Genomic DNA, 25,467 nt, shown 5'->3' on the forward strand with positions numbered 1-25,467 from the left:
AACAATGAACGATTTTGTGCTCGATAGATCCAATATACCGGGTGTCGTGCTCGCGGGCGGGCGTTCCTCGCGCATGGGCCGCGACAAAGCCTCCGTACGCCTCAGCAACCGCACCTTGCTGGAGCGCGTCGTCGAACAGCTTGAGCCGCAGGTGAATACCTTCGCCGTCAACGCCGACGCGACACCGGAGAATTGCCGGCATTTGTTCATTCCTGATATAATTCCCGGCAAAGCGGGACCGATGGCCGGCATCCACGCCGCGATGGCCTACGGCGCGACGCTCGGGGGGGTGACGCACGTGGTCACGGTTTCTGTCGACAGTCCATTCTTTCCTGGCGACCTCGTCGATTGGCTCGCTGCCGCGATCGATGCGCACGATAAAATCGCTATTGCTTCCTCGGAGGGCCGCAGCCATCCGGTGTTCGGCTTATGGCCCGTCGCTCTTGCCGATGAGCTGGCATCTTGGATCGCTGCCGATGAAAAACGCCGCGTTCGGGACTTCCTCTTACGGCATAACGTTACGGAAGTTGCCTTTCCCCTACGCCCGACTCGGGCGAGCCTCCTCGATCCGTTTTTCAACGTCAACACGCCCGACGACCTCGCAGAGGCGGAACGCTGGCTCAAGGTACTGGTATGATGGACAAACCGAAGGTCTTTGGAATCGCGGGTTGGAAGAACTCCGGCAAGACCGGCTTGGCCGTCCGGCTCGTCGAGGAATTCACCAGCCGTGGCTACAGCATTTCCACGATCAAGCACGCCCATCATGATTTCGACATCGACAAGGTCGGTGCCGATAGCTACCGCCACCGGCAGGCTGGAGCTCACGAAGTCACCATCGTTTCCGGGACGCGCTACGCCATCATGCACGAGTTGCGCGGCGCCCCTGAGCCGACGTTCGATGAAATCCTTGGCCGCATTGCGCCCTGTGACCTCGTGTTGATCGAGGGCTACAAGCGCGAGCCGATCCCGAAGATTGAAGCCAGGCGGCTCGAATCCACCAACCGGGAACCTCTCGCACCGACCGATCCCTTCATCGTGGCCATCGCAGCCGATCACCCGGTTGCCGAAGGTTTTCTACCGGTGTTCAATCTTGATGATACCCAGGCGATCGCAGACTTCATTTCAGGAATAGTGCAACTGCCTGCAAAATAGAAAAGCTTGTTGCGAGGGAGCAATGACCTACTACGGCTCCGAAAGACAGCAGCGCTTGCAGCGTCAATCCGACGAGGCGCAGGGTCTTCACGTAAGCTACAAGGGCGCAGGATGCTAACCAATCCTGGAGCACTTGGTTCCGTCGAGTGGAGGCGGTACCCGCAACTGGGTGAACTGGCAGTGACGCATCGCGACGACAAACCGAGCAGGAGCAACCAAGCAAGGTTCGATAGATGACAATGCTCGTTGCTTCCATGGACCATAGTCCTCAGGAGATTCCAAACGATCGTGAGGGCTGGCATACGACAGTCCTTTTGGTATCTGAACGTGCCGAACAGTGGGGATGGGGCAACACGCTAGGGCCATTGTTGAACCGCCAGGGTAAGACTTTGCGGAAATGGGCGGCCAAACGCAACGACCGATACCGGGAAGAATTCCGCAAGCAGTTCCCCATAACGCTTGCCAACAGCGAGGTCTTTGGTCTCGCTTTCAGCGTGAAAGGCGGCACAGTTACAGATTCACTTTCTGCGTTGATCCCAACCCGGGCTTAAGCCGGCACATTTTGACTTCCGGACACAAAGTCTCGGCCGTCGGCTTAGCGTCAAGCCGTGAGTTCACGATCTCGTCCGTGCAAGCTGCGTACGTCGTCTACCTTCTATATTTTATCTGTAGAATGCATGCTCTGAATATTAATCAAATGCGAGACGAGGCTGGACGTCCTCTCTCGTATTGCGATTGGCAGATTAGCCCTGATAACTTTCCGCTTGGGGCGACGGGACCGATGGCCGAATTGTTTTCCATAGCCGCTAACAGCGCTTCGGGCCTGCGTCTAATACGCGGCAATTTCCGTGTATCGACAAACCTCCAAGGTGACCCTGGGGCAGAGGTCTGCGACAACGTTGCTGGTATGCTGCGGCAAGATTTACAGCGAAAGGTCTGCGACGTTGATCTCGCCCCAAAACCTAGGATTGGCGCGCTTTACTGGGAAATCCATTCACGCGCTGAGAAATAAAAGTCCACGTCGACTGCAACACCGGTCGCCCACGCCGCTTTGCGAATTAGGGCTTCGGTCGCAGCCCACATAAAAGCGAGCCCAAAACCGCTGCGTGCGGCAACAAGAAAAGCCGCCAGTCTCCCGGCGGCTTTCGATCCGTTCTGTCTCTCGGCTAGGTTAGCGCGAGGCGACTGGGCGCACCAGCGCCGTCACGCGGCGGATGGTAACGCGACGGTTTTCCTGGTTCGGCCCCTGCGTGTTGACCTTGAGGTAACGCTCGCCGTAGCCCTGAGTCGTCAGGTTTTCCGGTGGAACGCCGTAGACATCCGTCAGCACGTTGGCCACAGACTCCGCACGCTGGTCCGACAAAACGAGGTTACTCTGATCCGAGCCGACGGCGTCGGTGTGACCTTCAATCAGGAAGGTTTCCGCCGGACTCTTCCGCAGCAACTCGTTCATAGCATCGGCCACCTTACGAAGTGTCCGCGCCTGGCTCATGGGAATCTCCGCGCTACCTGTTGCGAAGGTGATCGTATCCAGATCGATACGACGAACCTTGTCGCGAATACGTGCCGAATACCTCACCTCGTCCAGCGAGTAGACGCGTTCCACCGGTTCGACAGGTGGCTCACTGAGGAACTGGTAATAGTCGCGATCCTCGTCGCTGCTGGTGTCGATGATGTAGTCATCAAGCGGAATGGCCAGACGCATCGGCGGCAGGTCGCGGCCCGGATCTTCGAAGTAGCCGCCACGGTCCGGATCCTCATAGAGGTCGGGCGAATAATAGAGGACATCTTCGCGGCCACGGTCATCGATACGCGACCGCTGGATAACGTCGCCGTAGCGGTTCCGGATCGTCACGATCTGATAGCCATCGCGGTCGATCGTCTCGCGATAGCGGTCGCGCGGCAGCTGTTCGTAGATCGGCCGTTCACCATCACGCAGGAAGCGCCGGTCATCGTCGCCGCGAACGATCGTCTGGTTGTTGATCTGGATGATCACGCGATTGTCGTCGCTGCGCTGGCCGAAGAGCGCGCCTTGCGGCTGCTCGAATTGCGGGCGCTTGTCGAGACGCCGACCCTCTTCACTGGTAACGGCTTCGATCTTGATTGGAGCAGCCTTGGCTCCCCCGGTTACGATCTGGGCATCGGCATCGGACTTCGGCACGCGGAAGTTCTGCTCCTGACCGCGCAGCCTGTCGCGGTCACGACGGGATTGGATGCCGCCGAAGCGGTCAGCGTCCTTGTCGCTGTCGAGAACAGCGGCGCCGTTTTCAACAGGCAGAACGACGGTTTCCGTGCTCTTGCTCGGATCGGCAGCGATTGCCTTGCGGCGCTGGAGCTCCTGCGGCGTGACTTTTTCCGGAGCCGGGATGGGTTGCTCGGCCTGGCCAGTTATCGGCTGGCCACCCGGTGCGGCATTAGGCTGAGCCGGAACCTGTTCGCCTTGTTGTTGGACAGGCTGCTGCTGCCCCCCCTGCGGCGCAGGGGCCTGATTACCCTGCTGTTGGGCCGGTTGCTCTCCGCCAGGTTTGGCTTCAGTCGCAGGCTGCTGTGCGGGAACCGGCGGCTTCTCAGCCGTCGGTGCTTCCGCTGGCTTGGGAGCCTTCGGTGCCACGGGTGATTCCTGCGGAGTTGCTTGTTCTGTGGCCGGCTTCTGCGGCTGCGTTTCGGCAGTCGGCTTCTTGCGCGGTTTCACCGGTTGTTCGGCCCCTTCGGTCGCCGGCTGCTTACCATTGGCCGGCGGCTGCAGTTCTTCACCCTGCGGTTTTGCCTGTTCTTGCTGTGGGGCCACCTGCTCGATCTGCGGCTGCGGTGCAGCCTCTTGCTGCTGTGGCTGCTGCTTCTTATTGCGCCGCGGCTTTTCGGGGCTCTGCGCTGGTTGCTGTTGCTGTCCCGGTGCTACCTGCTCCTGCGGCGCAGCAGGCTCTGCCTGCTCTGCAGCGGGCTGCCTCTTCTTGCGCGGTTGCTCGGGCTGCGCTTCTTGCTGCAACTGCTGAAGTTGCTGCTCGGCGGCGGGTTCGCGCTGATGGCGCGGTTTTTCTGCCGGTGCCTGCTGTTGCTCAGGCTGGGCCTCCGGCGCGGGCTCACGCTGCTTTCGTGGCTTCTCTACCGGCGCTTGCTGCTGTTGTTCGGGCTGGGCCTCGGGCGCAGGCTCACGCTGCTTCCGTGGCTTCTCCACTGGCGCTGGCTGCTCTTGGGGCTGGTCGGCAGCGGGTTGGCGCTGGCCACGCGGCTTTTCGGCGGGCGCTTCCTGCTGGGGCGGCTGTTCCTGGCCTGCCGGCGCCTGTGGCTCGCCGCCACCATCGTGCTGTTTATGCCGCTTCTTCAGAAGCTCTTCATCGGAGGGTGCAGCCTGAGCAACCTCGAAACTGCCCGCGACCGCTTGCGGCGCTGTGCGAACCTGATCAACGCTGGCCACTGCGGCGAAGGAATGTGCGGGAGGCATTATGAGCGACAGCGACAACAGCGGAAAGGCGGCACTGGCAAACAATCTGGATTTCATTCCCATAGGGGCTCCTCGTTGACTTTATGTTCTTGAGACGCGGTCGCGGCCACGTCCGATTTTGGGGCACTCACCCACGGCGAAAACCGCGCGAGGACTGCATTTGTTCCACGAGTCTTAGGAACTGGACTATTAACCCGGTATGAATGTGGCAGTGCGGCATTGTTCATCTTCGCCATAGTTGACCGCTCGCCGCGCCCCCCTGCGATTCCAGTTGCAATTCCGCTGAAAAAGGGTTGAGTATCGCGCCAAGGCAGTGCCCAGCACCGCCCTGCTCCGCCGCCGTCCAAAAGAAGAATACGAGCGGCAGCACCAACAGAGAGGACTAACATGCGTATCTCCACCCGTATTCTTGCCGCTGCTTCCGTCGCCGCGATGTCTCTTTTCGCAGGCGCCGCCATGGCTGATGGCGAGAAGTATGTCATCGGCACAGACTCGACCTATCCGCCCTTCGAATACGTTGATGCCAGCGGCCAGTTCCTCGGCTTCGACATGGACATCGCCCGCGCGCTCTGCGCTGAGATGAAGGCCGACTGCACCATCGTCAGCAGTGACTGGGACGGCATCATTCCCGCGCTGCAAGCCAAGAAGTTCGACATGATCATCTCGTCCATGTCGATCACACCGGAGCGCTCGAAGCTCGTCGACTTCACCAACAAGTACTACAACACCCCGCCGGCAATCGCCGTGCCGAAGGATTCGACCGTCACCGACGTTGCCGGCCTGAAGGGCAAGACGATCGGCGCGCAGACCTCCACCACCCACTCGAACTACGCTGAAAAGCACCTGCCCGACACAGAGCTGAAGCTCTACCCGACGGCAGACGAGTACAAGCTCGACATCGCGAATGGCCGCGTTGACGCCGTCATCGACGACATCGTCGTTCTGTCGCAGTGGGTCAAGTCGGATGCCGGCGCATGCTGCAAGATCCTGACGCCGCTCCCGGTCGACAAGGAAATCAACGGCGTTGGTGCAGGCATTGCCGTCCGCAAGGGCGACGACGCGCTGCGCGAAAAGCTGAACAAAGCGATCGCCGCGATCCGCACCAGCGGTGAATACAAGAAGATCCAGGACAAGTACTTCGACTTCGACGTTTACGGCGAATAAGAAAAGCTGTAGGTCGCCCAGAAAGGTTATGGCGGAAGGCTTGCTCTTCCGCCATTTTTGTTTGAAAAGAATGGAAAGATCAAAGCGGTACAAACCGCGAGGGGAAAACTGGCATGGGCGGATTATTTTCCGCGCTGGGCTCATTCTGGGCCTGGATTGGGTATATCTTCGATCCGCTTTGCGGACCTGCAGGACTCTTCACCTGGTTCGGCTCTTCGACGATCCTGGCCTGTGGCGACACCGGCTGGGGCGATGAGATTGCCGCCGGCCTGAAGGTCACCGTTGCAGTCGCGCTCCTTACCCTGCCGATCGGACTGATCATCGGCTTTCTCGTGGCGCTCGGCCAGCAATCGGAAGAGAAATCGGTCCGCCTGGCCGCCGGCATTTACACCACGATCTTTCGCGGCCTTCCGGAACTGCTGACGCTGTTTATCATCTATTACGGCATGCAGATTCTGATCCAGTCGGTTCTTGCCTCTCTCGGCTACGACAGCCGTATTGAAATCAACGCCTTCTTCGCCGGCATGATCGCCCTTTCGGTCGTATTCTCCGCCTATTGCTCCGAAGTTCTGCTGTCGGCTTTCCGCGCCATTCCGAAGGGCCAGTATGAGGCAGGAGACGCGCTGGGCTTTCATCGCGGCCGTACCCTGCTGCTTATCGTGCTGCCGCAACTCGTGCGCATCGCCCTTCCCGGCCTGGTAAACCTCTGGATGATCCTGCTCAAGGATACGTCCTACGTCTCGATTATCGGCCTTGCCGACATTCTGCGGCAGACCGGCGTCGCCGTTAAGGTCACCAAACAGGCGTTCCTGTTCTATACCGTCGCCTGCGCTCTTTATCTCGGCCTTGCCATCATTTCCTCCTTCGGTCTCAGCTACATCGAGCGGTGGGCCAAGCGGTCGGAGATCAGCCGATGAGCCACGCCCAAACGCTCATTCCGGCACAGCCGGCACCGAAGCAGGCGCACAAGCCGATCACCGTTGCGCGCATCACCGGTTACGTCGTCGTCGCTCTCTGGATCCTTCTTGCCGCCGCGCTGATTGCAATGGTGGTCAGCGGTTGGGATCCGGAAAAATTCACACGCTACGGTCCCCGCTATCTGCATGGCCTGTACACGACGATCATGCTCGTGGTGATCTCGGTTTTCTTTGGCGCCATTCTCTCCTTGCCGCTGGCCTTTGCCCGCATGTCGAAGAACAAGGTCATCAACGGCATCGCCTATTGCTACGTCTACGTGTTCCGCGGCACGCCGCTGCTGGCCCAGCTCTTCCTCATCTACTACGGCCTCGGCAGCTTCCGGCCGGAGTTGGAAGCCGTCGGTCTGTGGTGGTTCTTCCGCGATGCCTGGTATTGCGGTCTGTTTGCGATGACCATCAATACGGCCGCCTATCAGGCCGAAATCCTGCGTGGCGCCATCCAGAGCGTTCCGCGCGGCCAGCATGAGGCGGCGGCCTCGCTCGGCATTCACAAGATCGTCGCCTTCCGCAAGATCATCCTGCCGCAGGCCCTGATCGTCGCCCTGCGGCCCTACGGCAACGAAATCATCCTGCTTATCAAGGGCTCGGCTGTCGTCGCGATCATCACCGTTCTCGACCTGATGGGCGAAACGCGCTACGCCTTCTCGCGCACCTTCGACTACCAGACCTACCTTTGGGCAGCGATCTTCTACCTCAGCATGGTTGAAGCGCTACGCCATCTCTGGGCCTGGATTGAGCGGCGGCTGACTCGCCACCTAAAGCGTTGAAGATTTGGCAGCACTCACTGAAGAGAGCTGCTAACGATCTGAAATTACAAAGAAAATCCATGAAACACTAGCAATTCGTCAAGCTTCGGTTAAGCATGTAGTGGTTCCATTTCGAGGACCACTAATAAGCGGTCATTGGAACCAGAAGCGAGACGACGATGCACAAGGACATGGAAAGGCAGCTTCAGGGCTACGGCCTTACGACGGCCCAGATCATCTACCGCATGCCGGATCATCAAACGATCCTTCAGACCTATATCTGGCAGGACTACGACCTTGCTCCGGATTTTCCCGAGATGTGCAGCTTCCTGAAGTTCTGGCAGGAGAAGCTCGACGGGCCGCTGCATTCGGTGCGCTACATGCACCGCAAATTGATCTCCGCCACCGAATGGCGCGCGCTGAGAGGCGAGTTCATCATCAACTGACCGCGCAGCGAGCGCCGGTCAGACATGAGCCTCCCCCTGGACGAATTCGTCTTCGTCCATCTCGCGATGCAGTGTGCCGTACAGTATGCCGACATAAGCCAAGCTCACGATGCAGAGCACGGCCCAACCCGGGATTGGGCCAAGCGCCGCGTTGTCGACCACATAGCTCCATGAATGTGCCTGCGTCAGTGGATTTCCTTCAGTCTGGAGCTTGGGTGTGGTGATCTTCAGGCACCATGCGAGAAGCAGGATGAGATACATCCAACAATAGTTTCGCCGCAGTCGACGCTTCACGGCGCCGGGATAACTCAAGAGAAATTGCGGCTTGCGCAAGCTCTTGGCGATGGCGCCGGCCCAATCGGGCCTGGACTCGCCGTTCGGCGCAAGAATTTGCGCGAAGTAACCCCGCTCAAGCTTCCTCACACGGGCGCGATAGATATCGAAGAAGCGATAGCGGCGGGCTTCAATGAGCAACAACAGGGTGATCAGCATCATCCCGAAAAGCAGCACGCCATGGTGGGAGGTCGGCGTCGACAGAGAAACGGAAAGCAGCGCCGCCGAGACTGTGATCGCCCAGTTCGATGTTCGGTCGATACGATCGCGCCAGCTTATCATCCGGCCGAGCTCTCCGCGATAATAGTGGCTGAGCGTATTTGTGATCTCGCCTGGGGTGGCCGGGAGCGCCGGTCGCGGACTATCCATCTCCTTCTCGAAATTCGCCTTGCTGATTTCGGCGACCATGGCATTTCCTCCATTTTGTTCTTATCCATTAGAGGATCCCTATTCTGCGCTTCGAACGTCGCCATTGCAAAAGACATTCAGTCGCCGTAGACGCAGCTCTGGATAAAAACGATGGTGAATTGCTATGGCCAATAAGATCGACGAAGACGCACTCGCGGAAGCCTACGAGCGGGCTCTTGCCCTTGAAAAGGCAGGTGATGTCGACGCAGCCGTGAAGGCCTATGAGGAGGTTCTTGCCATCGATCCCGAAGATCACGGGGGCGCAGCCGTCAGGATCGCCTCCATGGGCCGTGGCGAGACGCCGACCAAGGCGCCGGATGCCTATGTCGAGACCCTGTTCGACCAGCATGCCGAGGTCTTCGAGGACGTTCTGGTGGAACAACTCGGCTACCACGTACCGATGATGGTGCGCCAACGCCTGCAGGAGCTGAAGCTTGGCCCCTTCAAGCGCATGCTCGACCTCGGCTGCGGCACCGGCCTCACCGGCAGCGCGCTCGGCGATCTCTGCGAGGACATGACCGGTATCGATATCTCCGAAAACATGGTCGAGATCGCCCACGAGAAGGATCTCTACGAAACGCTCTTCGTCGCGGAAGTCGAAGACTTCCTCGATGACAATGACGAGGATCCCTTCGACCTCATCACGGCAACGGACGTCCTGCCCTACCTCGGCGCGCTGGAACCACTGTTCTTTGGCGCTGCGGAAAACCTAAACCCCGGCGGCCTCTTCATCTTTTCCTCGGAGGAACTGTCCGAGGCGTCTGCGAACGCCCAACCCTACATGGTCGGTCCGCATCAGCGCTTTCTGCATTCGGCGACTTACATTCGCGAAAGGCTCATCGCGACGGGATTCGAGCTCGTCGAAATGACGGAGATCAACGTTCGTATGCAGGAAGGGCTTCCAAGCCCTGGCCATCTTGTAGTCGCCCGCCTCGGCTGACGCCTGCAGCGAAATACGCCGACCAATAGTTAGCCAACCACGAAACTTTTCATTGATCACAGCTCAAGGAGCTGATACTTAGCCAATCGCGCAAGTTTAAAACAACGTGAAAGGCTGGTCGCATGTCGCTCTTCCTCCACAGCCACCCGCTTGCATCCTTCTGCCACAAGGTCCTTGTGGCGCTCTATGAGAACGCCACGCCCTTCGAAGACGTTCATGTCGACCTTGGAAACGAGGCGTCGAGAGCGGCGTTCCTCGGCGTCTGGCCGCTCGGAAAGATGCCGGTCCTTCGTGATGAAGTCCGGAACCGCACCGTGCCCGAAACGACAATCATCATCGAGTATCTCGATCGGTACTATCCGGGCGCAATACCCCTTATCCCCGACGACTTCGACGAAGCGCTCGAGGTCAGGCTGTGGGATCGTCTTTTCGACCTGCACGTACAGGAACCGATGCAGCAGATCGTTGGTGAACGTCTGCGCGGCGGCGGCGATCCGGCCCGGGTGACCCAGGCCGAGGCAGCGCTGCGCAAAGCTTACGCGCTGATCGAGAGGCAGCTTGGCGAACACGCATGGATCATCGGAGATAGCTTCACCATGGCCGATTGCGCGGCCGCTCCCGCCCTCTTCTACTCCGAGACACTGGTCCCGCTCGCGAAACAACCGAAGCTGCAGAGTTACTATGACAGGCTTCTGGCGCGCCCTTCCTTCGCGCGGGTCCTTGAGGAGGCGCGGCCATACTTCAAGTTCTATCCGTACCGCGAGCGGCTGCCCGCCCGTTTCCGGCCGGATGAAGCCGCCGAATGATGCACGAACCTGCCGCTCTCGATCAGATGTTCCACGCGCTGTCCGACCGCAGCCGGCGCGGCATGGTTGATCGCCTCGGCCATGGGCCTGCTTCCGTGTCCGAGCTCGCCGAGCCTCTGTCGATGGCGCTTCCCACTGTCATGAAGCACCTTGCGGTTCTGGAAAAAGGCGGTCTCGTCCATTCGGAAAAGAGCGGCCGTGTGCGCACCTACCACCTACGGAAAGACGCCCTGGCGCAGATGGAGCACTGGCTTGCCACACACAAGGCGAGCTGGAACAAGGCCTTCGACCGCCTGGAACAGTTCCTGTCAGACGACCAACCAGAGTGAGGACGGAGATGATGAAATATTCCGCCATGCACGAGACCTTCTCGATCGAGCGAAAGATTCGGGTGTCGGCCTCTCGCGTCTTTGCGGCCTGGGCCAGTCCCGCAGCCAAGCGCCAGTGGTTTGCCTGCCACGACGAGTGGGTGTCCCTCGACTATAGCCTCGACTTCCGGGTCGGCGGCCAGGAGCGGAACCGCGTCGCCGACAGCAGCGGCGTTCCGCACGCCTACGAGGCGCGCTATCTCGATATCGTGCCAGAAGCCCGCATTATCTATGCCTACGACATGAAGCTCGGCGAAACACGTATTTCAGCATCGCTCGCGACGGTCACCTTCGAGGCAACACCGTCGGGAACAACCATGCTCTTCACCGAGCAGGTTGTCTTCCTCGATGGCTACACGGACGGCGGTTCGCGCCGACAAGGGACCGAAATTCTGGTCGACCGCATCCAGGCCTTCGTCGAGCGAGACGGCAGCATCGCGCACTAAGCGCCACGTGCCTTTCATGCTAGATTGCCGTTCCAGCAATCCACCACCTCGAGCGAAACGGCCATGGCAGCAGGAAACAAACCGTCCCAGGCGGGTGCCCCACAGAGACGTCGGCACAAATTCAATCCCAAGCGCGACCCGAAACCGCACGTTCTGGCCGACGCCAATCGCACCGTTTTATGGATGGCTTCCGTGGTGACGGTTGTCTTTCTCGTCGTTGTCGCCGTTCAGGCACTATGGTAGCCGCCGAGTGCTGCAAGGCCGTTGGCCTTAACCGCCCGGCTTGCGCGCGCTAATGGCAAAGCGATGCTGGATGCCGCGCGACAGCGCCTTCAGATAATTCCAGTGCTTCGCCTGCGTCTTGTGGATTTCGCGCAGGTTCGTGTCGATCGTCACGTCTTCGAAGCCAGCATCGCCGAGCATGCTTGCGACCAGCTCTGCCCGTGCCCCATTCGAAAAGTGAACGCGCGAAACGATGTCACTGTGATTTTTCATGAGCTCGGGCGGCGCATGCTGCGGATCGGTCTTGAGCAAGCCGGCCCTCTCCATGGTCTTCGCAAGCGCCTTCAGCATGCGCTCTACCCGGCTAACATTCACGAAGTCCCCGTCAACGATCAGGATCGTGCCACCAGGTTTCAGAACGCGCATCCATTCGGCAAAAGCCGCTTTGGGATCCACGAGTGTCCATACGAGATGGCGGGTTATGATGACGTCATAAGTCTCATCGGGCTCCATCGTGTGTTCGACATCAGCCATTCGAAATGAGATCGACCTTCCCCTCGCCTTCGCCTTGGCGCGCGCCCGCTCCAGCATCGGCTCCGCCCAATCGAGCCCCGAGACCTTGAAGCCCAGATCGTCCATCAGGTGGGAAATCACGCCGGTGCCACTGGCGAGGTCAAGCGCCTGCCTGCCATCGCCCGGCCCCAGATGCTTCAGAATCAGTCGGTGCCAGGCAACACGCTCCGGTTCCGAGAAAATCTCATGCCCCGGAGACAGATCGAACGTCGCCGCACGTGCGGACCAATAAGCCTTGATCTCCTCGCGAAGCCCGTAGTTGTGCCCGCCTGCAATCCCTGTATCACCCATGCTCATGCCGATCGCCATTCCAGTTTGAAATCGTTCTAATAGATATAACTTGACCGCTTTACTCAGAAAATAATAGACGACGAAAAGTTTTCCACGGGGGTATACTTTTCGATGCGACTTACAGGCAAAACAGCAGCGCTTGCAATCGGCTTTCTCGTCTCCGCAGTCCTGCCGGCGCTGGCCGACAAGATCACGATCAAGGACGTGACCGGCCGCAGCGTCGAAGTGAACGCGCCCGTCAACCACATGATTCTCGGCGAAGGACGGCAAATCTACTTTTTGGCCGCGCTCGACAAGGAGGCGCCGTTTGAGCACGTCGTCGGCTGGCGCGACGACCTCCCCAAGGCCGATCCCGAATCCTATGCGGCCTATCTGGCGAAATATCCGGACATCGCCAAGCTCCCGACTTTCGGTGGCATGAAGGACGGCACCTTCGATATCGAGCAGGCCGTGACGCTCAAGCCGGATGTCATTCTCATGAACGTCGACGCCAAGACGGCGACCGACGAAGCCGGCTACATCGAGAAACTGGCGAAGGTCGGCATTCCGCTTGTCTATGTGGATTTCCGCGAAAAGCCGATGGAAAATACCGAAGCCAGCATGCGCATCATGGGCCAGTTGATGGGCAAGGAGGCTGTCGCCGAGGACTTCATCAAGTTCCGTGCCGACAGCATCAAGCGCGTCACCGATGTCCTCGAGAAGAACAACCCGCCTAAGCCCGTCGTCTTCGTCGAGCGTGCCGGCGGCTACTCCGATGATTGCTGCATGTCCTTCGGCGACGAGAATTTCGGCAAGATGGTCGAGATTTCAGGCGGTAAGAACATGGCCAAGGACATCATCCCGGGCACGTTCGGCACCGTCAATCCCGAGCAGATCATCGCCTCCAATCCGGACCAGATCATCATTACCGGCGGCAACTGGGACAAGTACGTGCCGGGCGGCGCCTGGGTCGGCGTTGGCTATGGCGCCGACCTCAAGGAAGCGCACCGCAAACTCGAAGCCCTGACCAAGCGCCCTGCCTTCACCGGCGTCAAGGCCGTCGAAGACAAGAACGTCCACGCCATCTGGCACCAGTTCTACAACAACCCCTACCAGTTCGTCGCCATCCAGGAGATCGCCAAGTGGCTGCATCCTGATCTCTTCGCCGATCTCGATCCGGAAGCGACATTCAAGGAACTGCACGCCCGCTTCCTGCCGCTGGAATACAAGCCCGGCTACTTCGTCTCTCTGAAGGACGAATAAGATACTTGGCGGGCCATCGACGGTTCGCCGAAATCGCAAGGCGGGGCCGCGTACGCGGCTCCGCGCTTCTGTTTCAGATTGAGAGGTGTCCATGCGACTCACGACACTCCGGCATGTTGCTGTCCTTACCCTCGCGCTCCTGACCACACCCGCCCTGTCTGCGGAAATTACGGATGTCACCGGTCGCACGGTCGAGATAGACCTGCCCGCCAAGCGCGTCATCGTTGGCGAAGCGCGTCAGATCCATGTGATCGCGGCGCTCAAGGGTGAACAGACCTTCGACACAATCGTCGGCTGGCGTGACGATATCATCACGAAGGACCCCGATAGCTACAAGGCTTACGCCGAGCATTTTCCGCAGATCGAAAAGCTGCCTCGTTTCGGTTATGTGCCACAGGGCGATTTCAGCCTCGAAACAGCGATCTCGCTCTCACCGGATGTCATCACGCTCAATCTCGAGGCGGAAAAGTCCGCCAAGGAAAGCGGTTTTGAGGAGAAGGCCGCAGCCGCTGGCATCAAGGTGGTCTATCTCGATTTCCGCATCGATCCCGATAGGAACAGCGAGGCTTCAATTGCGATCCTCGGCAGGCTCTTCGGCGCGGAGGAGCGCGCGAAGGAGTTCATCGCCTATCGCCGCGCCGAGATCGCGCGCGTGACCGACAGGTTGGCAGCCGTGAAAGATCTGAAGCGGCCGAACGTCTTCATCGAGCGCTCGCCCGGCATATCAGGCGAGAACACCTGCTGCCGTACCTTCGGCCCGGTCAATTTCGGCGCCATGGTCGAGCAGGCTGGCGGCCACAACATTGGCGCCGACGTCATAAAGACCACCTTCGGCGATCTCAATCCGGAACAGCTCGTGCTTGCCGATCCGGAACACATCATCGTCACCGGATCGAACTGGGCGGTCGAGTCGGACATCAATCAGTTCGTGCCCGTCGGTCGCGGTGCGGATTTGACGCTGGCCCGGGAGAGGCTGGCAAATCTGATGACCCGGACGCCGTTCCCCGAACTAAAGGCCGTCAAAACCGGCAAAGTACACGCCGCCTGGCATCAGTTCTACGGCGCGCCCTATGAGTTCTTCCCCATCCAGCAATTCGCCAACTGGTTCCACCCGGATCTCTTCGCAGATCTCGATCCCGAAGCGAACTTCGCAGAATTCCACAAGCGATTCCTGCCGGTGACCTACCAGCCGGGATATTTCGTTTCTCTCGAAAAGGGCTCCAACTGATGGCCTCGTTCAGCCAGGTCCAGGCCGAAGTGACGGGGCGCGAGCAATATCGCGCCCTCGCCTTTCGCCGTATCCTCATCCTCGTCGGCCTAACCGCGGCGCTCTGCTTCAGCATCTCGACCGATATGGCGCTTGGCCCTGCCAACTACGCGCTGTCGGACGTCCTTTCGGCGCTCTTTGATCCCGCCGCGGCAGCCAACCAGCTTCGCGTCATCATCTGGGACATCCGTATGCCGATCGCCTTGATGGCGGTGACCGTCGGCGCTTCGCTTTCCGTTGCAGGCGCGCAGATGCAGACGATCCTTTCGAACCCGCTGGCGAGCCCCTTCACGCTCGGCATTTCTGCCGCCGCGAGCTTTGGTGCGGCTCTCGCTTTGGTCGGCGGCGTTGCTATCTTTCCGGGAGCGATCGAATACATGGTGCCGCTCAATGCCTTCCTGATGGCGATGGCGGCAGCCCTTTTCATTCATTTCGCCTCGACAATGCGTGGCGTGAGCGTCGAAACGATCGTGCTTCTCGGCATTGCCCTCGTCTTCACCTTCAATGCCGCGCTATCACTGCTGGAATACCTAGCCTCCGAGCAAGCTCTGGCCGCCGTCGTCTTCTGGACGATGGGCAGCCTGACCAAGGCGACCTGGGTGAAGGTCTATTTCACCGCCGCGGTGCTTGTTGTCACAGTGCCGCTCTTCATGCGGCAGGCCTGGGCACTGACGGCTCTCCGTCTCGGTGACGACAAGGCCGCCAGCCTCGGCATCAACGTCCGCCGGCTGCGTCTGCAAACAATGATGATCGTCAGCCTCCTGGCTGCCATCCCGGTGTCGTTCGTCGGCACCATCGGCTTCGTCGGGCTCGTCGGACCGCACATCGCCCGCATGGTCGTTGGCGAGGACCAGCGCTTCTTCCTGCCGGGTTCCGTCATATGCGGCGCTCTTCTCCTGTCGGTGACATCTGTGGTCAGCAAGATCCTGATCCCCGGCGCAATCCTGCCGATCGGCGTCATTACGGCGCTCGTCGGCGTCCCCTTCTTCTTCGTCCTTATCTTCAGCAATCGGAGGCGCTCATGGTAGCCCTAGCCCTCGCAGATGTCGGCGCTTCCTATGGACGCACGACCGTTCTATCGAACGTGAGCATCGACGACCTGAAAGGCGGCAGCGTCACGGCCATCATCGGCCCCAACGCGGCAGGCAAATCCACGCTATTCAAACGGATCGCGGCCCTGGTGAAAGGTCCTGGCCTGGTCGAGCTTTCCGATACCGATCGCGGATCGCGTACGATCTGCTACATGCCACAAGATACCGGCGCCAATGCCGTCCTGACCGTTTACGAGTCGATTCTCCTGTCAGCTAAGCAAGGCGGCGGCTGGCGGGTCGCCGACGACGAGCTCAATGGCATCGATGAAATCCTGAGGGCTCTTCGCATCGAAAACCTGGCTTTCCGGGGCCTTGGTGAACTTTCCGGCGGCCAGCGCCAGCTTGTGTCTCTCGCGCAGGCGTTGGTACGCAGGCCCGAGGTGTTGCTGATGGACGAGCCGACCTCGGCGCTCGACCTCCACAGACAGATCGAAGTATTGAGCTTTATCGCCGACCTCGCCCGCCGCAACGGAATGATCGTGCTCATCGCGCTCCACGACCTCAATCATGCGCTGCGCTATTGCGAGAACACAATTGTTATCGCCAATGGCGCAATGGCGGCGAGCGGACCGACATCGGACGTCATTACCGACGCCATGCTGCGCGACATCTACAAGATCAACGCTCGCATAGAAAACTGCTCGCAAGGCACACCGATGGTGATTGTCGACGGCGCGATCTGAGACAACGGCGTCGAACATCGCAACCGGGCAATTCAATGAGCGGTGTCCGTCCCCAGGATCGCCGCCAAAAGCCGCCCTTCGAGCTCGGCGAGCGCGGGATTGCCGTATCGACGCGGATGCGGATAGGGGATCGCCAGATCAAGCGCAACGCGCCCCTCTTCCAGCACGATCACACGATCGGCGAGATGCATCGCCTCGCTGACGTCGTGCGTAACCAGGACGGCCGTAAAGCCCAGTTCCCGCCAGACACGATTGAGCAGCTCCTGCATGCTGATCCGCGTCAATGCGTCGAGCGCGCCCAGCGGTTCGTCAAGCGCCAGCACGCCAGGCTTGCTGACAAGTGCCCGTCCCAGCGCGACACGCTGCCGCTGCCCGCCAGAGAGACGAGCAGGCCATTCGGCTGCCTTTTCGGCAAGCTGCACCTCGCCGAGCACCGCCTCGGCCTCCCTGAGAGCGATGCGCTTATCGACCCCATCGCCAAGCCCGACCGCCACGTTTTCGGCGACGCTCAACCAGGGAAGCAGACGAGGCTCCTGAAACACGATCCTGGCATTCGCTTCCGCATCAGCGCCATCGGCGTTCTCGAAATGGAGTTTACCGCTCGTCGGCTCGTCGAGGCCCATCAGAATGCGCAGCAGCGTACTCTTGCCGCAGCCGCTCTTGCCGATGACGGCAACGAACTGCCCGGCCGGAATGTGGAGATTGATGCCGCGGAGCACGCGATTGCCGCCGAAGCTCTTCTCAAGTCCCCTCAGCGTAATTGCCGCAGCGCCGGTGCCGGCTGGCGTCGCGCGATCGGTCTCGTATTCGAACTCGTCCGAGGCTCCTTGAAAACGCTCATGCGCAATGATGGTCATGACGCCTCTCCTACTTCTGGTAAACCGGGTTCCATTTGAGGGCCCGGCGTTCGAGGGCCCGGGCGACGACATCGGCAAGCTTGCCGAGGATGGCGTAGATGACCAGCGCCAGCACGACGACGTCGGTCATCATGAACTCGCGCGCATTGTTCGCCATGTGACCGATGCCGGATGAAGCGGCGATCGACTCCGACACGATCAAGGTCAGCCACATGATGCCGAGCGCGTATCGCAGCCCGACGAAGATAGACGGCAGCGCGCCGGGGAAGATCACCTTTCGGAACAATGTCCAGCGTCCCATCCCATAGACGCGGCCCATTTCGATCAGGTCACGATCGACGTTGCGAACGCCATGATAGGTGTTGAGATAAATGGGAAAGAGCACGCCGAGCGAGGTCAGGAACAACTTCGATTCCTCGCCGATCCCGAACCAGAGGATAACCAGCGGGATCATTGCGAGATGCGGGATCGTACGCAGCATCTGCAGCGTCGTATCCGTCAGTTGTTCCGAGATTTTCGAGACGCCGTTGGCGATCCCAAGGAGGAAACCGATCGAGCCACCTACCAGCAGACCGGCAAAGGCGCGACCGGCGCTGACGAGGATATCGTGCGGCAACTGTCCTGTGGCGGTCGTCGACCAGAATGCAACGCCTACATCGGCGGGCGACGGCATGATGCGGGAGGAGATCCAGCCGGCTGACGAGGCCAGCTGCCAGGCGGCAATAATTGCCACCGGCACGAAGAAGGGCAATAGCTTGTCCCACCCTGGAAGCGAGACCCGGAGCCTTCCGTTGCGTTCAACGCGCTCGGTCAGCGTCCGCCCAATCGGCGTATCAAAAGTCGACATGAAGGTTTTCCTCGCTTCTGCTTGCTTAACCCGGCCTCCGAGAGGCTTGGTGGGCCGGTGCGGTCGATGAAGAAGCGCCGCCCGACAGCGGACGGCGCCAATTGGCAGATCAGGAGCCGGAGACGACTTTCAGGTTTCCGCCATGGCTGCCGCCACCGAAGACCTGATGCTTTCCAAAATCAGTCTGGAAGCCGTGTCGCTGCTCCTCGCGCGTGATCCCGAGTTCCGGGAACAATAGCTCGGCGACGCGATAGGCCTCCTCAAGATGCGGATAGCCGGATCCTATGACGGTATCGATGCCGACGTCCTGATATTCGCGCAGCCGCGCGGCGACTGTTTTCGGCGAGCCGACCAGTGCCGTCCCTGCCCCGGCGCGTACTAGGCCGACGCCAGCCCACAGGTTCGGCGACACTTCCAGCTTGTCGCGCCGGCCGCCGTGCAATGCCGCCATGCGCTTCTGGCCGACGGAATCGGATTCATTCACGAAACGCTCCTGCGCCTCGCGGATCGCCTCATCGTCGAGTTTCGAGATCAGGCGATCTGCCGCTGCCCATGCTTCCTCATCGGTTTCGCGGACGATGAAATGCAGGCGAATGCCGAAGCTGACTTCGCGCCCCTTTTTCGCCGCGGCAGCGCGTACCTTTTGAACCTTTTCGGCAACTTGAGCCGGTGGCTCACCCCAGGTCAGGTATTTGTCGACTCGGCCGACCGAGAAGTCGATGCCGGCATCCGACGAACCACCGAAGTACAGTGGCGGCCGCGGGTTCTGGACGGAAGGAAAACCAAGCTTCGCGTTCGTCGCCTTGATGTACTTGCCATCATAGCTCGCGACACCCCTCTCCAGCAGCTCTTCGAAAACCGTGAAGAACTCGTCGGCATGGGCATAGCGTTCGTCATGCGCGAGATGAATGCCGTCGCCGGCAAGCTCCGCCGGACTGCCGCCGACGACGATGTTGAGCAGCAGGCGCCCATTCGAAATACGGTCCAGCGTCGTTGTTAGACGCGCGTAATATGCCGGCGATGCCGTGCCGGGACGGATAGCCACTAGGAACTGCAGCCTCTCGGTCTTGGCGGCAAGTGCTGCTGCCGTCACGAAGGACTCTTCGCAGGCAACGCCCGTCGGCAGCAGCACGCCGGAGTAGCCGAGACGATCAGCTGCCTGGGCGATCTGCGTCAGATAGCCGATCTCGGGCGCGCGCGTCTGCTCGTTCGAACCGAGATAGGCGCCATCCCCGGAGGTCGGGATGAACCAGAGGAAATTGATAGGGTCGTGTTTGCTGGTCATGCAAGTGATGCCTTCTAGTCGGAATGGAAATCAGCTTGCCTTGGCGCGCCAGATGATGTCGCCGGTGTTCAGCTGCTTCGGCACGATGCCGAGCTTGTAGAACTCATCGGCCAACCCCTGCTGGTAGGCCGCGGCCGCATCCGTGATGCCAGATACGCTGCCGAGATCGGCTCCAGCGCGCGTCAGGGTCACGCGTGTTACCTCCGGCGGCACGCCGGTGATCTCGGAGAGCTCCTTGATTGTCTGATCGAGATTGCTCTGAGCAGAGCTCCCGACCTGCTTAAGCTCATCAAGCACATCGGTGATGACCTGCCCGTTTGCGTCGGTGAACTCGGCATTCGCAAGGAAGAAGCTGTAGGAGTCGACAATGCCTTCAGCCGTCGTCAGAACCCGCGTTTCCGGATCGGCTTCAGCAATTGCGAGATAGGGGTCCCAAATCGACCAGGCGTCGATGCTACCATTCTTGAAGGCTGCCGCCGCATCCGCCGGGCTGAGATCCACACCCTCAATGTCTTCCGGTGCCAGGCCTGCCTTACGCAGGACCTTGACTGCAACGTTGTGCGCGCTCGAACCGCGCTTGAAGGCAATCTTCTTGCCCTTCAGATCTTCCAGCGTCTGGATCGGCGAGTCCTTTCTGACAAGGATTGCCGAGCCTGCCGGGCTGCCTCGATAGAGCCCCACATAGTAAAGGTGACCGCCGGCCGCCTGGGCAAAAAGCGGAGGCACGTCGCCCGTTGCACCGAAGTCGAGCGCACCAGCGCCGAGCGCTTCCAGCAGAGGCGGGCCGGAGGTGAATTCCGACCAGCTGACGGTAATGCCTCTGTCTGCTAGCCGCTTTTCCAGCGCGCCGCGGCGCTTGGCGAGGGCCAGGACCCCATTCTTCTGCCAGCCGATCCGAAATTCGGTCGTTGCCGCGCGCGCACCCTTGATGCCAGGCAACAATGCCGTGGCGGCCGCGGCGCCAAAAAGTCCCAATGTTTGACGTCGTGAGATCATGATCGTTCCCTCGTTGGGAGGCAGCCGGTCTCGGCGCTCCAGCGTTTCGATACTCCAATCTTGATAAAACCTATTAAATCGATCGACATTTATAATTATCATCTTTCGACGCTCACGGGATTATCCGAACAAGCTTCGCCGCTTTCGAGGAAAATTTTTCCGTCTCGAGGTTGCCGGCGCTCCGATGCCTTTTCGCGCGCAGTGCTTTCGGCTAATCCTCATGCCCTGCATTCAGAAAAGGATAGGCACATGGCAAAAGTCGCATTCATCGGTCTTGGCGTGATGGGGTTTCCCATGGCGGGCCATCTCAAGGTGAAAGGCGGCCATGACGTCACGGTCTACAATCGGACCGCATCAAAGGCGGCTGCCTGGGCAGAAAAGTTTGGTGGTAAATCGGCCCCAACGCCTGCGGAAGCAGCCAAGGATGCGGATTTCGTCTTCACCTGCGTCGGCAATGACGACGATCTCCGCTCGGTGACAACGGGCAAGAACGGCGTTTTTGAAACGATGAAGCCCGGTGCGATCCTGATCGACAACACGACCGCGAGCGCCGAGGTTGCCCGCGAGCTTGATACCGCAGCGAAAGACAAGGGCTGCGGCTTCATCGATGCCCCAGTATCGGGCGGACAGGCGGGCGCCGAGAACGGCGTGCTTACGGTCATGTGCGGCGGTGAGGAGACCACGTTCGACAAGGCAATGCCTGTCATCGATGCCTACGCCCGCATGGTCGGCCTCATGGGACCGGCGGGCGCCGGCCAACTGACCAAGATGATCAACCAGATCTGCATCGCCGGCGTCGTCCAGGGACTTGCGGAAGGCATTCATTTCGGAAAGCGCGCCGGCCTGGACATCGAGAAGGTTGTCGAAGTTATATCCAAAGGTGCTGCCGGCTCGTGGCAGATGGAGAACAGGCATAAGACCATGAACGAGGGGAGATACGATTTCGGCTTCGCCATCGATTGGATGCGCAAGGATCTCGGAATCGTGCTCAGCGAGGCGCGCCGCAACGGTGCGAAACTGCCGGTGACAGCCTTGGTCGATCAATTCTATGGCGACGTCCAGGCCATGGGAGGCAACCGCTGGGACACGTCCTCACTGCTGGCTCGACTGGAGAAATGATCGGCCCCTCCTCCAGTGCCGCGGAACTGATCGCGCATCTGCAGACGCTGCGCTCGGAGGAAAACATATCCGGCATGGCCCGTTTTGGTATCGTCACCGAAACCGCGCTCGGCATCTCCAATCCGGATCTCCAGAAAATCGCCCGGATAGTGAAGCGGAACCATGCCCGCGCCCTTGAGCTTTGGCAGAGCGGCATCCGCGAAGGCCGCTTACTCGCTCTCTATACGGCCGAGCCCAACAGGCTTACGCTCGAAACCGCGCGAGCCTGGGCCGACGACTTCGACTCATGGGAAATCGTCGATTGCGCCGCAGACCTCTATGTCGAAGCACGCATCGAAACGCTCATTCCCGAATTCGCATCCGACGAGCGGGAATTCGTCCGGCGCACGGCCTTTGCAATGATTGCGGGCGCGGCCGTCCACCTGAAGAAGGAGCCGGATGAGACATTGCTGGCCTCGCTTCCGCTCATCGCGACCCATGCCGACGATCCCCGCAATTTCGTGCGCAAGGCTGTGAACTGGGCGCTGAGAAACATCGGAAAACGAAGTCTCTACTGCCATACCGCAGCACTGGAGCTCGCGAAGAAACTGGCGGCATCGGATGATCAGACGGCACGTTGGATCGGCAAGGATGCCGTCCGGGAACTGACGAGCGACAAGGTGCTTGCCAGACTGGATCGGAAAGCGGCTCTACGGTGACCGCGGTACCCGCCATCGGAAAGACAGCGGGCGGACGATGCTTCGCCCGCTGCCTCGCTTGTCAACTACTTCTGAATGCACGTCTTGACGGTATCTTTGGTGCATTCGTCGAGACCGGTGAAGACGGGATCCGGAACCTTCTTTCCAGCGATCAGGTCCATCATGACCGTTGGCGCCTTGTAGCCCATTTCGAACGGCCGCTGACCGACAAGAGCAGTCACGAGACCTTCCTTGGCGATCGCGACTTCATCGCCGATCGTGTCGGCTGCACCGATCACGAACTGGTTCTTGGAAATCTTCTTAGCCATCGGCTTGAATAGGTCGCGATAGGGTTGCGGTGCGCCAAACAGCGGCCAGCCGCCCATGATGCCGAAGGCGTCCAGGTCCGGATTGGCCTGGAGAATGTCGGTCATGGCCTGAACGCCCTTGGCGCCGTCGTCGTTCGTGAAGACCGGGCAGCCGGCAACCTCCGTCCATCCGCCCTCACCCTTCAATGCCGTCAGGCCTTTCTTTCCGGTCAAGGTATCGCGCATACCCTGAGCACGCCGGAGAATGTTGTCGGCGCCGGGGTTGCCTTCGATCGTGCAGATCTTGCCACCCTTTGGCTTCGCTTTCTTAATGTACTCGCCGATGCGCGCGCCCATCAGATAGTTATCGGTGCCGAGATAGGTCTTGCGCAGAGCTGAATCCTCTGCCGCAAGGTCGGCGTCGAGGGTCATCACAGGAACCTTGGGATTAGCCGTCTTAAGCGTCTGTGCGATCAGTTTGGCGTTCGACGGAGATATGGCGATTGCCGCCGTTTCGGCCTTGCCCAACACGTCCTGAACGATCTGCGCCTCGCCGGCCTCATCAGATGTCGATGCTGGGCCTGTGTAGAAGCACTCGTACTCGGACTTGGCGTTTTCCTTGTTCCACTTCTGGCAACCTTGGTTGATCGCCTCGAAGAACGGGTTGTCGAGGCCCTTCACGACGATGACCAACTGCTTCTTGGCTGCCAGGGCCTGTCCGGCCGTCAGCGCCAGCACCGCGACTGTAAGCAATAATGCCTTCTTCATAGCTTCCTCCCATTGAAAAATGGCGGACGCCATCGCCCGCCACATGATCAACCCGGATACCAGACGATGCGAGAATCCTCCTCCGAACGCACATACCCCCAGGCCGAGTCGATTAGCATTTCCAGATCGTAGACGGGCCGCCACCCGAGCAGGTATTTCGCCTTGCCGTTGTCCATCCAGTTCGAGTGGAACTGGCTCGGTACGTCGACCGAACCGAGGCCGCGTGTGCGCGCAAGGTGGAGGGCAACCTCACCGTAGTCGACAGGTCGATCCATGCAAATGTTGAACAGCTGGCCGCGCGCGCGCGGATTGTCGAGCGCTTCAAGTATTGCGGAGACGAGATCGTCGACGTGAACGAAATTGCGCTTCAAGGGGCGGCCATCGGCGTCACGCAACAACGGAACCGTCTGCTTCCGCGCATAGCGCACGGCGTCGCTCTCCGGAACGAGCGTCTTCCAATCCGGCCCCCCGAAAACATCGTCTCCGAACGACAGCGTGAACTTGAAGTCATCCTTCTCCATGATCCAAGGCGCACGCAGGCAGCAGCCATTGATGCCATACTGGATCTGGAATTGCTCCAGCATCACCTCTTCCAGCACCTTCGATAGGGCATAGCAGCCGGGATAGGCCTGATGCGGCGTCGCTTCGGTAATCGGGGCCTCGTGGCGATAGAAGAAATGCCCTATCGCGGCATCGCCGCCGATGAGAATGAACTGGCGTGCAGTGGCGCTGGTCCTGAAGCCTTCGAGAAGCCAGAACAGTCCCTTGACGGTGACATCCATCACGTCATCAGGCGTCTCCTTGCATGTTGCGAGATGCACGACATGCGTGACATCCGCAAGCGCGCTCGTAACCGCCCCGCGATCGCTGATAGAGCCGCGCACCGCCTCGACGCGTTCGGTTTCTGGGCACAAGCGGTTATGACAAAGCGCGCGAATGCGCGCCTTCGAAAATCGCGGATCGTCGAGCAGCCCAGCGATGAAGTGCTGCCCGACCTTGCCCGTTGCACCGGTGACAAGGATCAGCATGCTCTCCTCCACAAACAGCTAATATACAGACACCTCCGCGCGTCAATCGAATTGTACTATAAAACGAGTAATTGTAACGAACGCCGTAAATTAGCAGCATCCAATTGACGGTCTCGCGCGGTTCTGGATAAATGCTGAGAGCGCTCGCAGGGAGGAACTGGCGGGTGAAATTGCGGCTTGAAATACGGTCGCGGCTTTCGGAGGCTAGACAGCTGGTGGCAGTTCTCGAGCTCACCAACATCTCAAAACATTTCGGCGCCATACAGGCGGTCAACGACGTGTCATTTTCGCTGGAAGCGGGAGAGGTCGTCGGATTGATGGGCGACAACGGCGCCGGCAAATCGACGCTTGTGAAGATGATCGCCGGCAATTTCCGTCCAAGCCACGGAACGATGCGACTCGACGACCAAGACCTCGTTCTGCATCGGCCGGTCGAAGCCCGACAACGGGGCATCGAGATCGTCCACCAGGACCTCGCGCTTTGCAACAATCTGACGGCCGCCGCCAATGTATTCCTCGGCCGCGAGATCCGCAGTGGTTTCGGCCCCCTTCGCATCCTCGACTACAAATCGATGTACAAGCGCGCCGGCGAAATCTTCAAGGAGCTGAAATCGGAGACACGGCCACGAGATCTGGTAAAACAGATGTCGGGTGGCCAACGCCAGGCCGTGGCAATCGCTCGTACCATGCTGGCGGAAGCGAAGCTCGTGCTCATGGACGAGCCGACCGCCGCCATCTCAGTACGCCAGGTTGCGGAGGTTCTTGCTCACATCCGTCAACTGCGCGATCGCGGCATCGCAGTCATTCTGATCAGCCACCGCATGCCTGACGTCTTCTCGGTTGCCGACCGCGTGATCGTCATGCGGCGCGGGCGCAAGGTCGCAGACAAGCCGATAGCGGCGAGTTCGCCGGAGGAAGTCACGGGGCTGATAACAGGCGCAATCGAACAGGTGTGATTAGCACACGGTAGTTAACGTAAGCGAAG

General features: G+C 59.9%; 28 protein-coding genes. 19 read left to right on the forward strand and 9 right to left on the reverse strand.

The features are described 5' to 3' along the window. Positions 1–4: 4 nt before the first annotated feature. The 3 genes from mobA (at position 5) to ATY79_RS31695 (ending at position 1,703) form a co-directional block, all read left to right on the forward strand. A complete protein-coding gene (mobA, locus tag ATY79_RS21380; protein ID WP_088704816.1) occupies positions 5–637 on the forward strand; it encodes a molybdenum cofactor guanylyltransferase MobA in 633 nt (210 codons plus the stop codon). Further along, complete coding sequence (gene mobB, locus ATY79_RS21385; RefSeq protein WP_088694312.1) at positions 637–1,152, forward strand: molybdopterin-guanine dinucleotide biosynthesis protein B; 516 nt, start codon at positions 637–639, stop codon at positions 1,150–1,152. Before mobA ends, mobB begins: the two co-directional genes overlap by 1 nt. A gap of 233 nt (positions 1,153–1,385) precedes the next feature. Continuing rightward, entirely contained in the window at positions 1,386–1,703 is a 318-nt protein-coding gene (locus tag ATY79_RS31695) for a hypothetical protein (RefSeq protein WP_245306912.1), read from the forward strand. 620 nt (positions 1,704–2,323) lie between these two features. On the opposite strand, the gene ATY79_RS21395 is transcribed toward ATY79_RS31695, so the two are convergent. Beyond that, on the reverse strand, positions 2,324–4,657 hold the full coding sequence (locus tag ATY79_RS21395) for an OmpA family protein (RefSeq protein ID WP_088694313.1): 2,334 nt from the start codon (positions 4,655–4,657) through the stop codon (positions 2,324–2,326). 324 nt (positions 4,658–4,981) lie between these two features. Between ATY79_RS21395 and ATY79_RS21400 the strand changes: the two genes are divergently transcribed. The 4 genes from ATY79_RS21400 (at position 4,982) to ATY79_RS21415 (ending at position 7,927) form a co-directional block, all read left to right on the forward strand. Next, on the forward strand, positions 4,982–5,758 hold the full coding sequence (locus tag ATY79_RS21400) for an ABC transporter substrate-binding protein (RefSeq protein WP_088694314.1): 777 nt from the start codon (positions 4,982–4,984) through the stop codon (positions 5,756–5,758). A 113-nt stretch (positions 5,759–5,871) separates the two neighbouring features. Next, positions 5,872–6,675, forward strand: coding sequence for an ABC transporter permease (locus ATY79_RS21405; protein ID WP_088694315.1), 804 nt, complete (start codon positions 5,872–5,874; stop codon positions 6,673–6,675). After that, a complete protein-coding gene (locus ATY79_RS21410) occupies positions 6,672–7,502 on the forward strand; it encodes an ABC transporter permease (RefSeq protein ID WP_088694316.1) in 831 nt (276 codons plus the stop codon). Before ATY79_RS21405 ends, ATY79_RS21410 begins: the two co-directional genes overlap by 4 nt. 158 nt (positions 7,503–7,660) lie before the next feature. After that, a complete protein-coding gene (locus tag ATY79_RS21415) occupies positions 7,661–7,927 on the forward strand; it encodes an aspartate-semialdehyde dehydrogenase (RefSeq protein ID WP_088694317.1) in 267 nt (88 codons plus the stop codon). Between the two features lie 18 nt (positions 7,928–7,945). Here the strand turns inward: ATY79_RS21415 and ATY79_RS21420 are convergent, their stop codons facing one another. Beyond that, the gene (locus ATY79_RS21420; protein WP_088694318.1) at positions 7,946–8,668 is read right to left on the reverse strand and encodes a DUF2270 domain-containing protein; all 723 of its coding nucleotides are present in this window, start codon (positions 8,666–8,668) and stop codon (positions 7,946–7,948) included. A gap of 124 nt (positions 8,669–8,792) precedes the next feature. Here ATY79_RS21420 and ATY79_RS21425 point away from each other — a divergent pair, with 124 nt between their 5' ends. The 5 genes from ATY79_RS21425 to ATY79_RS21445 all read left to right on the forward strand — a co-directional run bounded on the left by ATY79_RS21425 (position 8,793) and on the right by ATY79_RS21445 (position 11,471). Next, positions 8,793–9,608 (forward strand): class I SAM-dependent methyltransferase, encoded by an 816-nt coding sequence (locus tag ATY79_RS21425; protein ID WP_088694319.1) that lies wholly within the window; start codon positions 8,793–8,795, stop codon positions 9,606–9,608. 122 nt (positions 9,609–9,730) lie between these two features. Then, positions 9,731–10,414 carry a glutathione S-transferase family protein gene (locus ATY79_RS21430; RefSeq protein ID WP_088694320.1) on the forward strand — a complete coding sequence of 228 codons (684 nt, stop codon included), beginning with the start codon at positions 9,731–9,733 and terminating at the stop codon, positions 10,412–10,414. Beyond that, the gene (locus ATY79_RS21435) at positions 10,411–10,743 is read left to right on the forward strand and encodes a metalloregulator ArsR/SmtB family transcription factor (RefSeq protein ID WP_088694321.1); all 333 of its coding nucleotides are present in this window, start codon (positions 10,411–10,413) and stop codon (positions 10,741–10,743) included. The genes ATY79_RS21430 and ATY79_RS21435 overlap by 4 nt, the downstream gene beginning before the upstream one ends. Positions 10,744–10,751: 8 nt before the next feature. Next, complete coding sequence (locus ATY79_RS21440) at positions 10,752–11,228, forward strand: SRPBCC family protein (RefSeq protein WP_088694322.1); 477 nt, start codon at positions 10,752–10,754, stop codon at positions 11,226–11,228. A gap of 63 nt (positions 11,229–11,291) precedes the next feature. Next, the gene (locus tag ATY79_RS21445; protein WP_088694323.1) at positions 11,292–11,471 is read left to right on the forward strand and encodes a hypothetical protein; all 180 of its coding nucleotides are present in this window, start codon (positions 11,292–11,294) and stop codon (positions 11,469–11,471) included. A gap of 27 nt (positions 11,472–11,498) precedes the next feature. Here ATY79_RS21445 and ATY79_RS21450 read toward each other — a convergent pair whose 3' ends face one another. Further along, positions 11,499–12,314 carry a class I SAM-dependent methyltransferase gene (locus tag ATY79_RS21450; protein ID WP_088694472.1) on the reverse strand — a complete coding sequence of 272 codons (816 nt, stop codon included), beginning with the start codon at positions 12,312–12,314 and terminating at the stop codon, positions 11,499–11,501. 111 nt (positions 12,315–12,425) lie between these two features. Between ATY79_RS21450 and ATY79_RS21455 the strand changes: the two genes are divergently transcribed. The 4 genes from ATY79_RS21455 (at position 12,426) to ATY79_RS21470 (ending at position 16,597) form a co-directional block, all read left to right on the forward strand. Then, positions 12,426–13,556 (forward strand): ABC transporter substrate-binding protein, encoded by a 1,131-nt coding sequence (locus ATY79_RS21455; protein ID WP_088704817.1) that lies wholly within the window; start codon positions 12,426–12,428, stop codon positions 13,554–13,556. 91 nt (positions 13,557–13,647) lie between these two features. Further along, complete coding sequence (locus tag ATY79_RS21460; protein ID WP_088704818.1) at positions 13,648–14,784, forward strand: ABC transporter substrate-binding protein; 1,137 nt, start codon at positions 13,648–13,650, stop codon at positions 14,782–14,784. Beyond that, complete coding sequence (locus ATY79_RS21465; protein WP_088704819.1) at positions 14,784–15,851, forward strand: iron ABC transporter permease; 1,068 nt, start codon at positions 14,784–14,786, stop codon at positions 15,849–15,851. The genes ATY79_RS21460 and ATY79_RS21465 overlap by 1 nt, the downstream gene beginning before the upstream one ends. Beyond that, positions 15,845–16,597 (forward strand): ABC transporter ATP-binding protein, encoded by a 753-nt coding sequence (locus ATY79_RS21470; protein WP_088704820.1) that lies wholly within the window; start codon positions 15,845–15,847, stop codon positions 16,595–16,597. Before ATY79_RS21465 ends, ATY79_RS21470 begins: the two co-directional genes overlap by 7 nt. A 32-nt stretch (positions 16,598–16,629) precedes the next feature. Here ATY79_RS21470 and ATY79_RS21475 read toward each other — a convergent pair whose 3' ends face one another. The 4 genes from ATY79_RS21475 to ATY79_RS21490 form a co-directional block, all read right to left on the reverse strand. Beyond that, positions 16,630–17,454, reverse strand: a complete 825-nt coding sequence (locus ATY79_RS21475; RefSeq protein WP_088704821.1) for an ATP-binding cassette domain-containing protein — start codon at positions 17,452–17,454, stop codon at positions 16,630–16,632. 10 nt (positions 17,455–17,464) lie between these two features. Next, positions 17,465–18,301 (reverse strand): aliphatic sulfonate ABC transporter permease SsuC, encoded by an 837-nt coding sequence (ssuC, locus tag ATY79_RS21480; protein WP_088694329.1) that lies wholly within the window; start codon positions 18,299–18,301, stop codon positions 17,465–17,467. Between the two features lie 109 nt (positions 18,302–18,410). Further along, entirely contained in the window at positions 18,411–19,586 is a 1,176-nt protein-coding gene (ssuD, locus tag ATY79_RS21485; RefSeq protein WP_088704822.1) for an FMNH2-dependent alkanesulfonate monooxygenase, read from the reverse strand. A 30-nt stretch (positions 19,587–19,616) separates the two neighbouring features. Continuing rightward, the gene (locus tag ATY79_RS21490; RefSeq protein ID WP_088704823.1) at positions 19,617–20,582 is read right to left on the reverse strand and encodes an aliphatic sulfonate ABC transporter substrate-binding protein; all 966 of its coding nucleotides are present in this window, start codon (positions 20,580–20,582) and stop codon (positions 19,617–19,619) included. A gap of 225 nt (positions 20,583–20,807) precedes the next feature. Between ATY79_RS21490 and ATY79_RS21495 the strand changes: the two genes are divergently transcribed. Together ATY79_RS21495 and ATY79_RS21500 are read left to right on the forward strand one after the other, a co-directional pair. Continuing rightward, positions 20,808–21,701 (forward strand): NAD(P)-dependent oxidoreductase, encoded by an 894-nt coding sequence (locus ATY79_RS21495; RefSeq protein WP_280950896.1) that lies wholly within the window; start codon positions 20,808–20,810, stop codon positions 21,699–21,701. Next, positions 21,698–22,399 carry a DNA alkylation repair protein gene (locus ATY79_RS21500; protein ID WP_088704825.1) on the forward strand — a complete coding sequence of 234 codons (702 nt, stop codon included), beginning with the start codon at positions 21,698–21,700 and terminating at the stop codon, positions 22,397–22,399. The genes ATY79_RS21495 and ATY79_RS21500 overlap by 4 nt, the downstream gene beginning before the upstream one ends. 65 nt (positions 22,400–22,464) lie before the next feature. On the opposite strand, the gene ATY79_RS21505 is transcribed toward ATY79_RS21500, so the two are convergent. Both ATY79_RS21505 and ATY79_RS21510 read right to left on the reverse strand, forming a co-directional pair. Then, positions 22,465–23,454: a sugar-binding protein gene (locus ATY79_RS21505; RefSeq protein WP_088694473.1), complete on the reverse strand. Its 990-nt coding sequence runs from the start codon at positions 23,452–23,454 to the stop codon at positions 22,465–22,467. 47 nt (positions 23,455–23,501) lie between these two features. After that, a complete protein-coding gene (locus ATY79_RS21510) occupies positions 23,502–24,482 on the reverse strand; it encodes an NAD(P)-dependent oxidoreductase (RefSeq protein ID WP_088704826.1) in 981 nt (326 codons plus the stop codon). Between the two features lie 131 nt (positions 24,483–24,613). Here ATY79_RS21510 and ATY79_RS21515 point away from each other — a divergent pair, with 131 nt between their 5' ends. Next, a complete protein-coding gene (locus tag ATY79_RS21515; protein WP_245312424.1) occupies positions 24,614–25,438 on the forward strand; it encodes an ATP-binding cassette domain-containing protein in 825 nt (274 codons plus the stop codon). Positions 25,439–25,467: the final 29 nt, after the last annotated feature.

The sequence above is a fragment of the Rhizobium sp. R693 genome (genome assembly GCF_002211315.1).
Lineage (GTDB): Bacteria > Pseudomonadota > Alphaproteobacteria > Rhizobiales > Rhizobiaceae > Rhizobium.

Excerpts from the sequence above, each read along its gene's own strand:
- mobA (WP_088704816.1), top strand. The coding sequence starts at position 5 with ATGAACGATTTTGTGCTCGATAGATCCAATATACCGGGTGTCGTGCTC.
- mobB (WP_088694312.1), top strand. The coding sequence starts at position 637 with ATGGACAAACCGAAGGTCTTTGGAATCGCGGGTTGGAAGAACTCCGGC.
- ATY79_RS31695 (WP_245306912.1), top strand. The coding sequence starts at position 1,386 with ATGACAATGCTCGTTGCTTCCATGGACCATAGTCCTCAGGAGATTCCA.
- ATY79_RS21395 (WP_088694313.1), bottom strand. The coding sequence starts at position 4,657 with ATGGGAATGAAATCCAGATTGTTTGCCAGTGCCGCCTTTCCGCTGTTG.
- ATY79_RS21400 (WP_088694314.1), top strand. The coding sequence starts at position 4,982 with ATGCGTATCTCCACCCGTATTCTTGCCGCTGCTTCCGTCGCCGCGATG.
- ATY79_RS21405 (WP_088694315.1), top strand. The coding sequence starts at position 5,872 with ATGGGCGGATTATTTTCCGCGCTGGGCTCATTCTGGGCCTGGATTGGG.
- ATY79_RS21410 (WP_088694316.1), top strand. The coding sequence starts at position 6,672 with ATGAGCCACGCCCAAACGCTCATTCCGGCACAGCCGGCACCGAAGCAG.
- ATY79_RS21415 (WP_088694317.1), top strand. The coding sequence starts at position 7,661 with ATGCACAAGGACATGGAAAGGCAGCTTCAGGGCTACGGCCTTACGACG.
- ATY79_RS21420 (WP_088694318.1), bottom strand. The coding sequence starts at position 8,668 with ATGGTCGCCGAAATCAGCAAGGCGAATTTCGAGAAGGAGATGGATAGT.
- ATY79_RS21425 (WP_088694319.1), top strand. The coding sequence starts at position 8,793 with ATGGCCAATAAGATCGACGAAGACGCACTCGCGGAAGCCTACGAGCGG.
- ATY79_RS21430 (WP_088694320.1), top strand. The coding sequence starts at position 9,731 with ATGTCGCTCTTCCTCCACAGCCACCCGCTTGCATCCTTCTGCCACAAG.
- ATY79_RS21435 (WP_088694321.1), top strand. The coding sequence starts at position 10,411 with ATGATGCACGAACCTGCCGCTCTCGATCAGATGTTCCACGCGCTGTCC.
- ATY79_RS21440 (WP_088694322.1), top strand. The coding sequence starts at position 10,752 with ATGATGAAATATTCCGCCATGCACGAGACCTTCTCGATCGAGCGAAAG.
- ATY79_RS21445 (WP_088694323.1), top strand. The coding sequence starts at position 11,292 with ATGGCAGCAGGAAACAAACCGTCCCAGGCGGGTGCCCCACAGAGACGT.
- ATY79_RS21450 (WP_088694472.1), bottom strand. The coding sequence starts at position 12,314 with ATGGGTGATACAGGGATTGCAGGCGGGCACAACTACGGGCTTCGCGAG.
- ATY79_RS21455 (WP_088704817.1), top strand. The coding sequence starts at position 12,426 with ATGCGACTTACAGGCAAAACAGCAGCGCTTGCAATCGGCTTTCTCGTC.
- ATY79_RS21460 (WP_088704818.1), top strand. The coding sequence starts at position 13,648 with ATGCGACTCACGACACTCCGGCATGTTGCTGTCCTTACCCTCGCGCTC.
- ATY79_RS21465 (WP_088704819.1), top strand. The coding sequence starts at position 14,784 with ATGGCCTCGTTCAGCCAGGTCCAGGCCGAAGTGACGGGGCGCGAGCAA.
- ATY79_RS21470 (WP_088704820.1), top strand. The coding sequence starts at position 15,845 with ATGGTAGCCCTAGCCCTCGCAGATGTCGGCGCTTCCTATGGACGCACG.
- ATY79_RS21475 (WP_088704821.1), bottom strand. The coding sequence starts at position 17,454 with ATGACCATCATTGCGCATGAGCGTTTTCAAGGAGCCTCGGACGAGTTC.
- ssuC (WP_088694329.1), bottom strand. The coding sequence starts at position 18,301 with ATGTCGACTTTTGATACGCCGATTGGGCGGACGCTGACCGAGCGCGTT.
- ssuD (WP_088704822.1), bottom strand. The coding sequence starts at position 19,586 with ATGACCAGCAAACACGACCCTATCAATTTCCTCTGGTTCATCCCGACC.
- ATY79_RS21490 (WP_088704823.1), bottom strand. The coding sequence starts at position 20,582 with ATGATCTCACGACGTCAAACATTGGGACTTTTTGGCGCCGCGGCCGCC.
- ATY79_RS21500 (WP_088704825.1), top strand. The coding sequence starts at position 21,698 with ATGATCGGCCCCTCCTCCAGTGCCGCGGAACTGATCGCGCATCTGCAG.
- ATY79_RS21505 (WP_088694473.1), bottom strand. The coding sequence starts at position 23,454 with ATGAAGAAGGCATTATTGCTTACAGTCGCGGTGCTGGCGCTGACGGCC.
- ATY79_RS21510 (WP_088704826.1), bottom strand. The coding sequence starts at position 24,482 with ATGCTGATCCTTGTCACCGGTGCAACGGGCAAGGTCGGGCAGCACTTC.
- ATY79_RS21515 (WP_245312424.1), top strand. The coding sequence starts at position 24,614 with ATGCTGAGAGCGCTCGCAGGGAGGAACTGGCGGGTGAAATTGCGGCTT.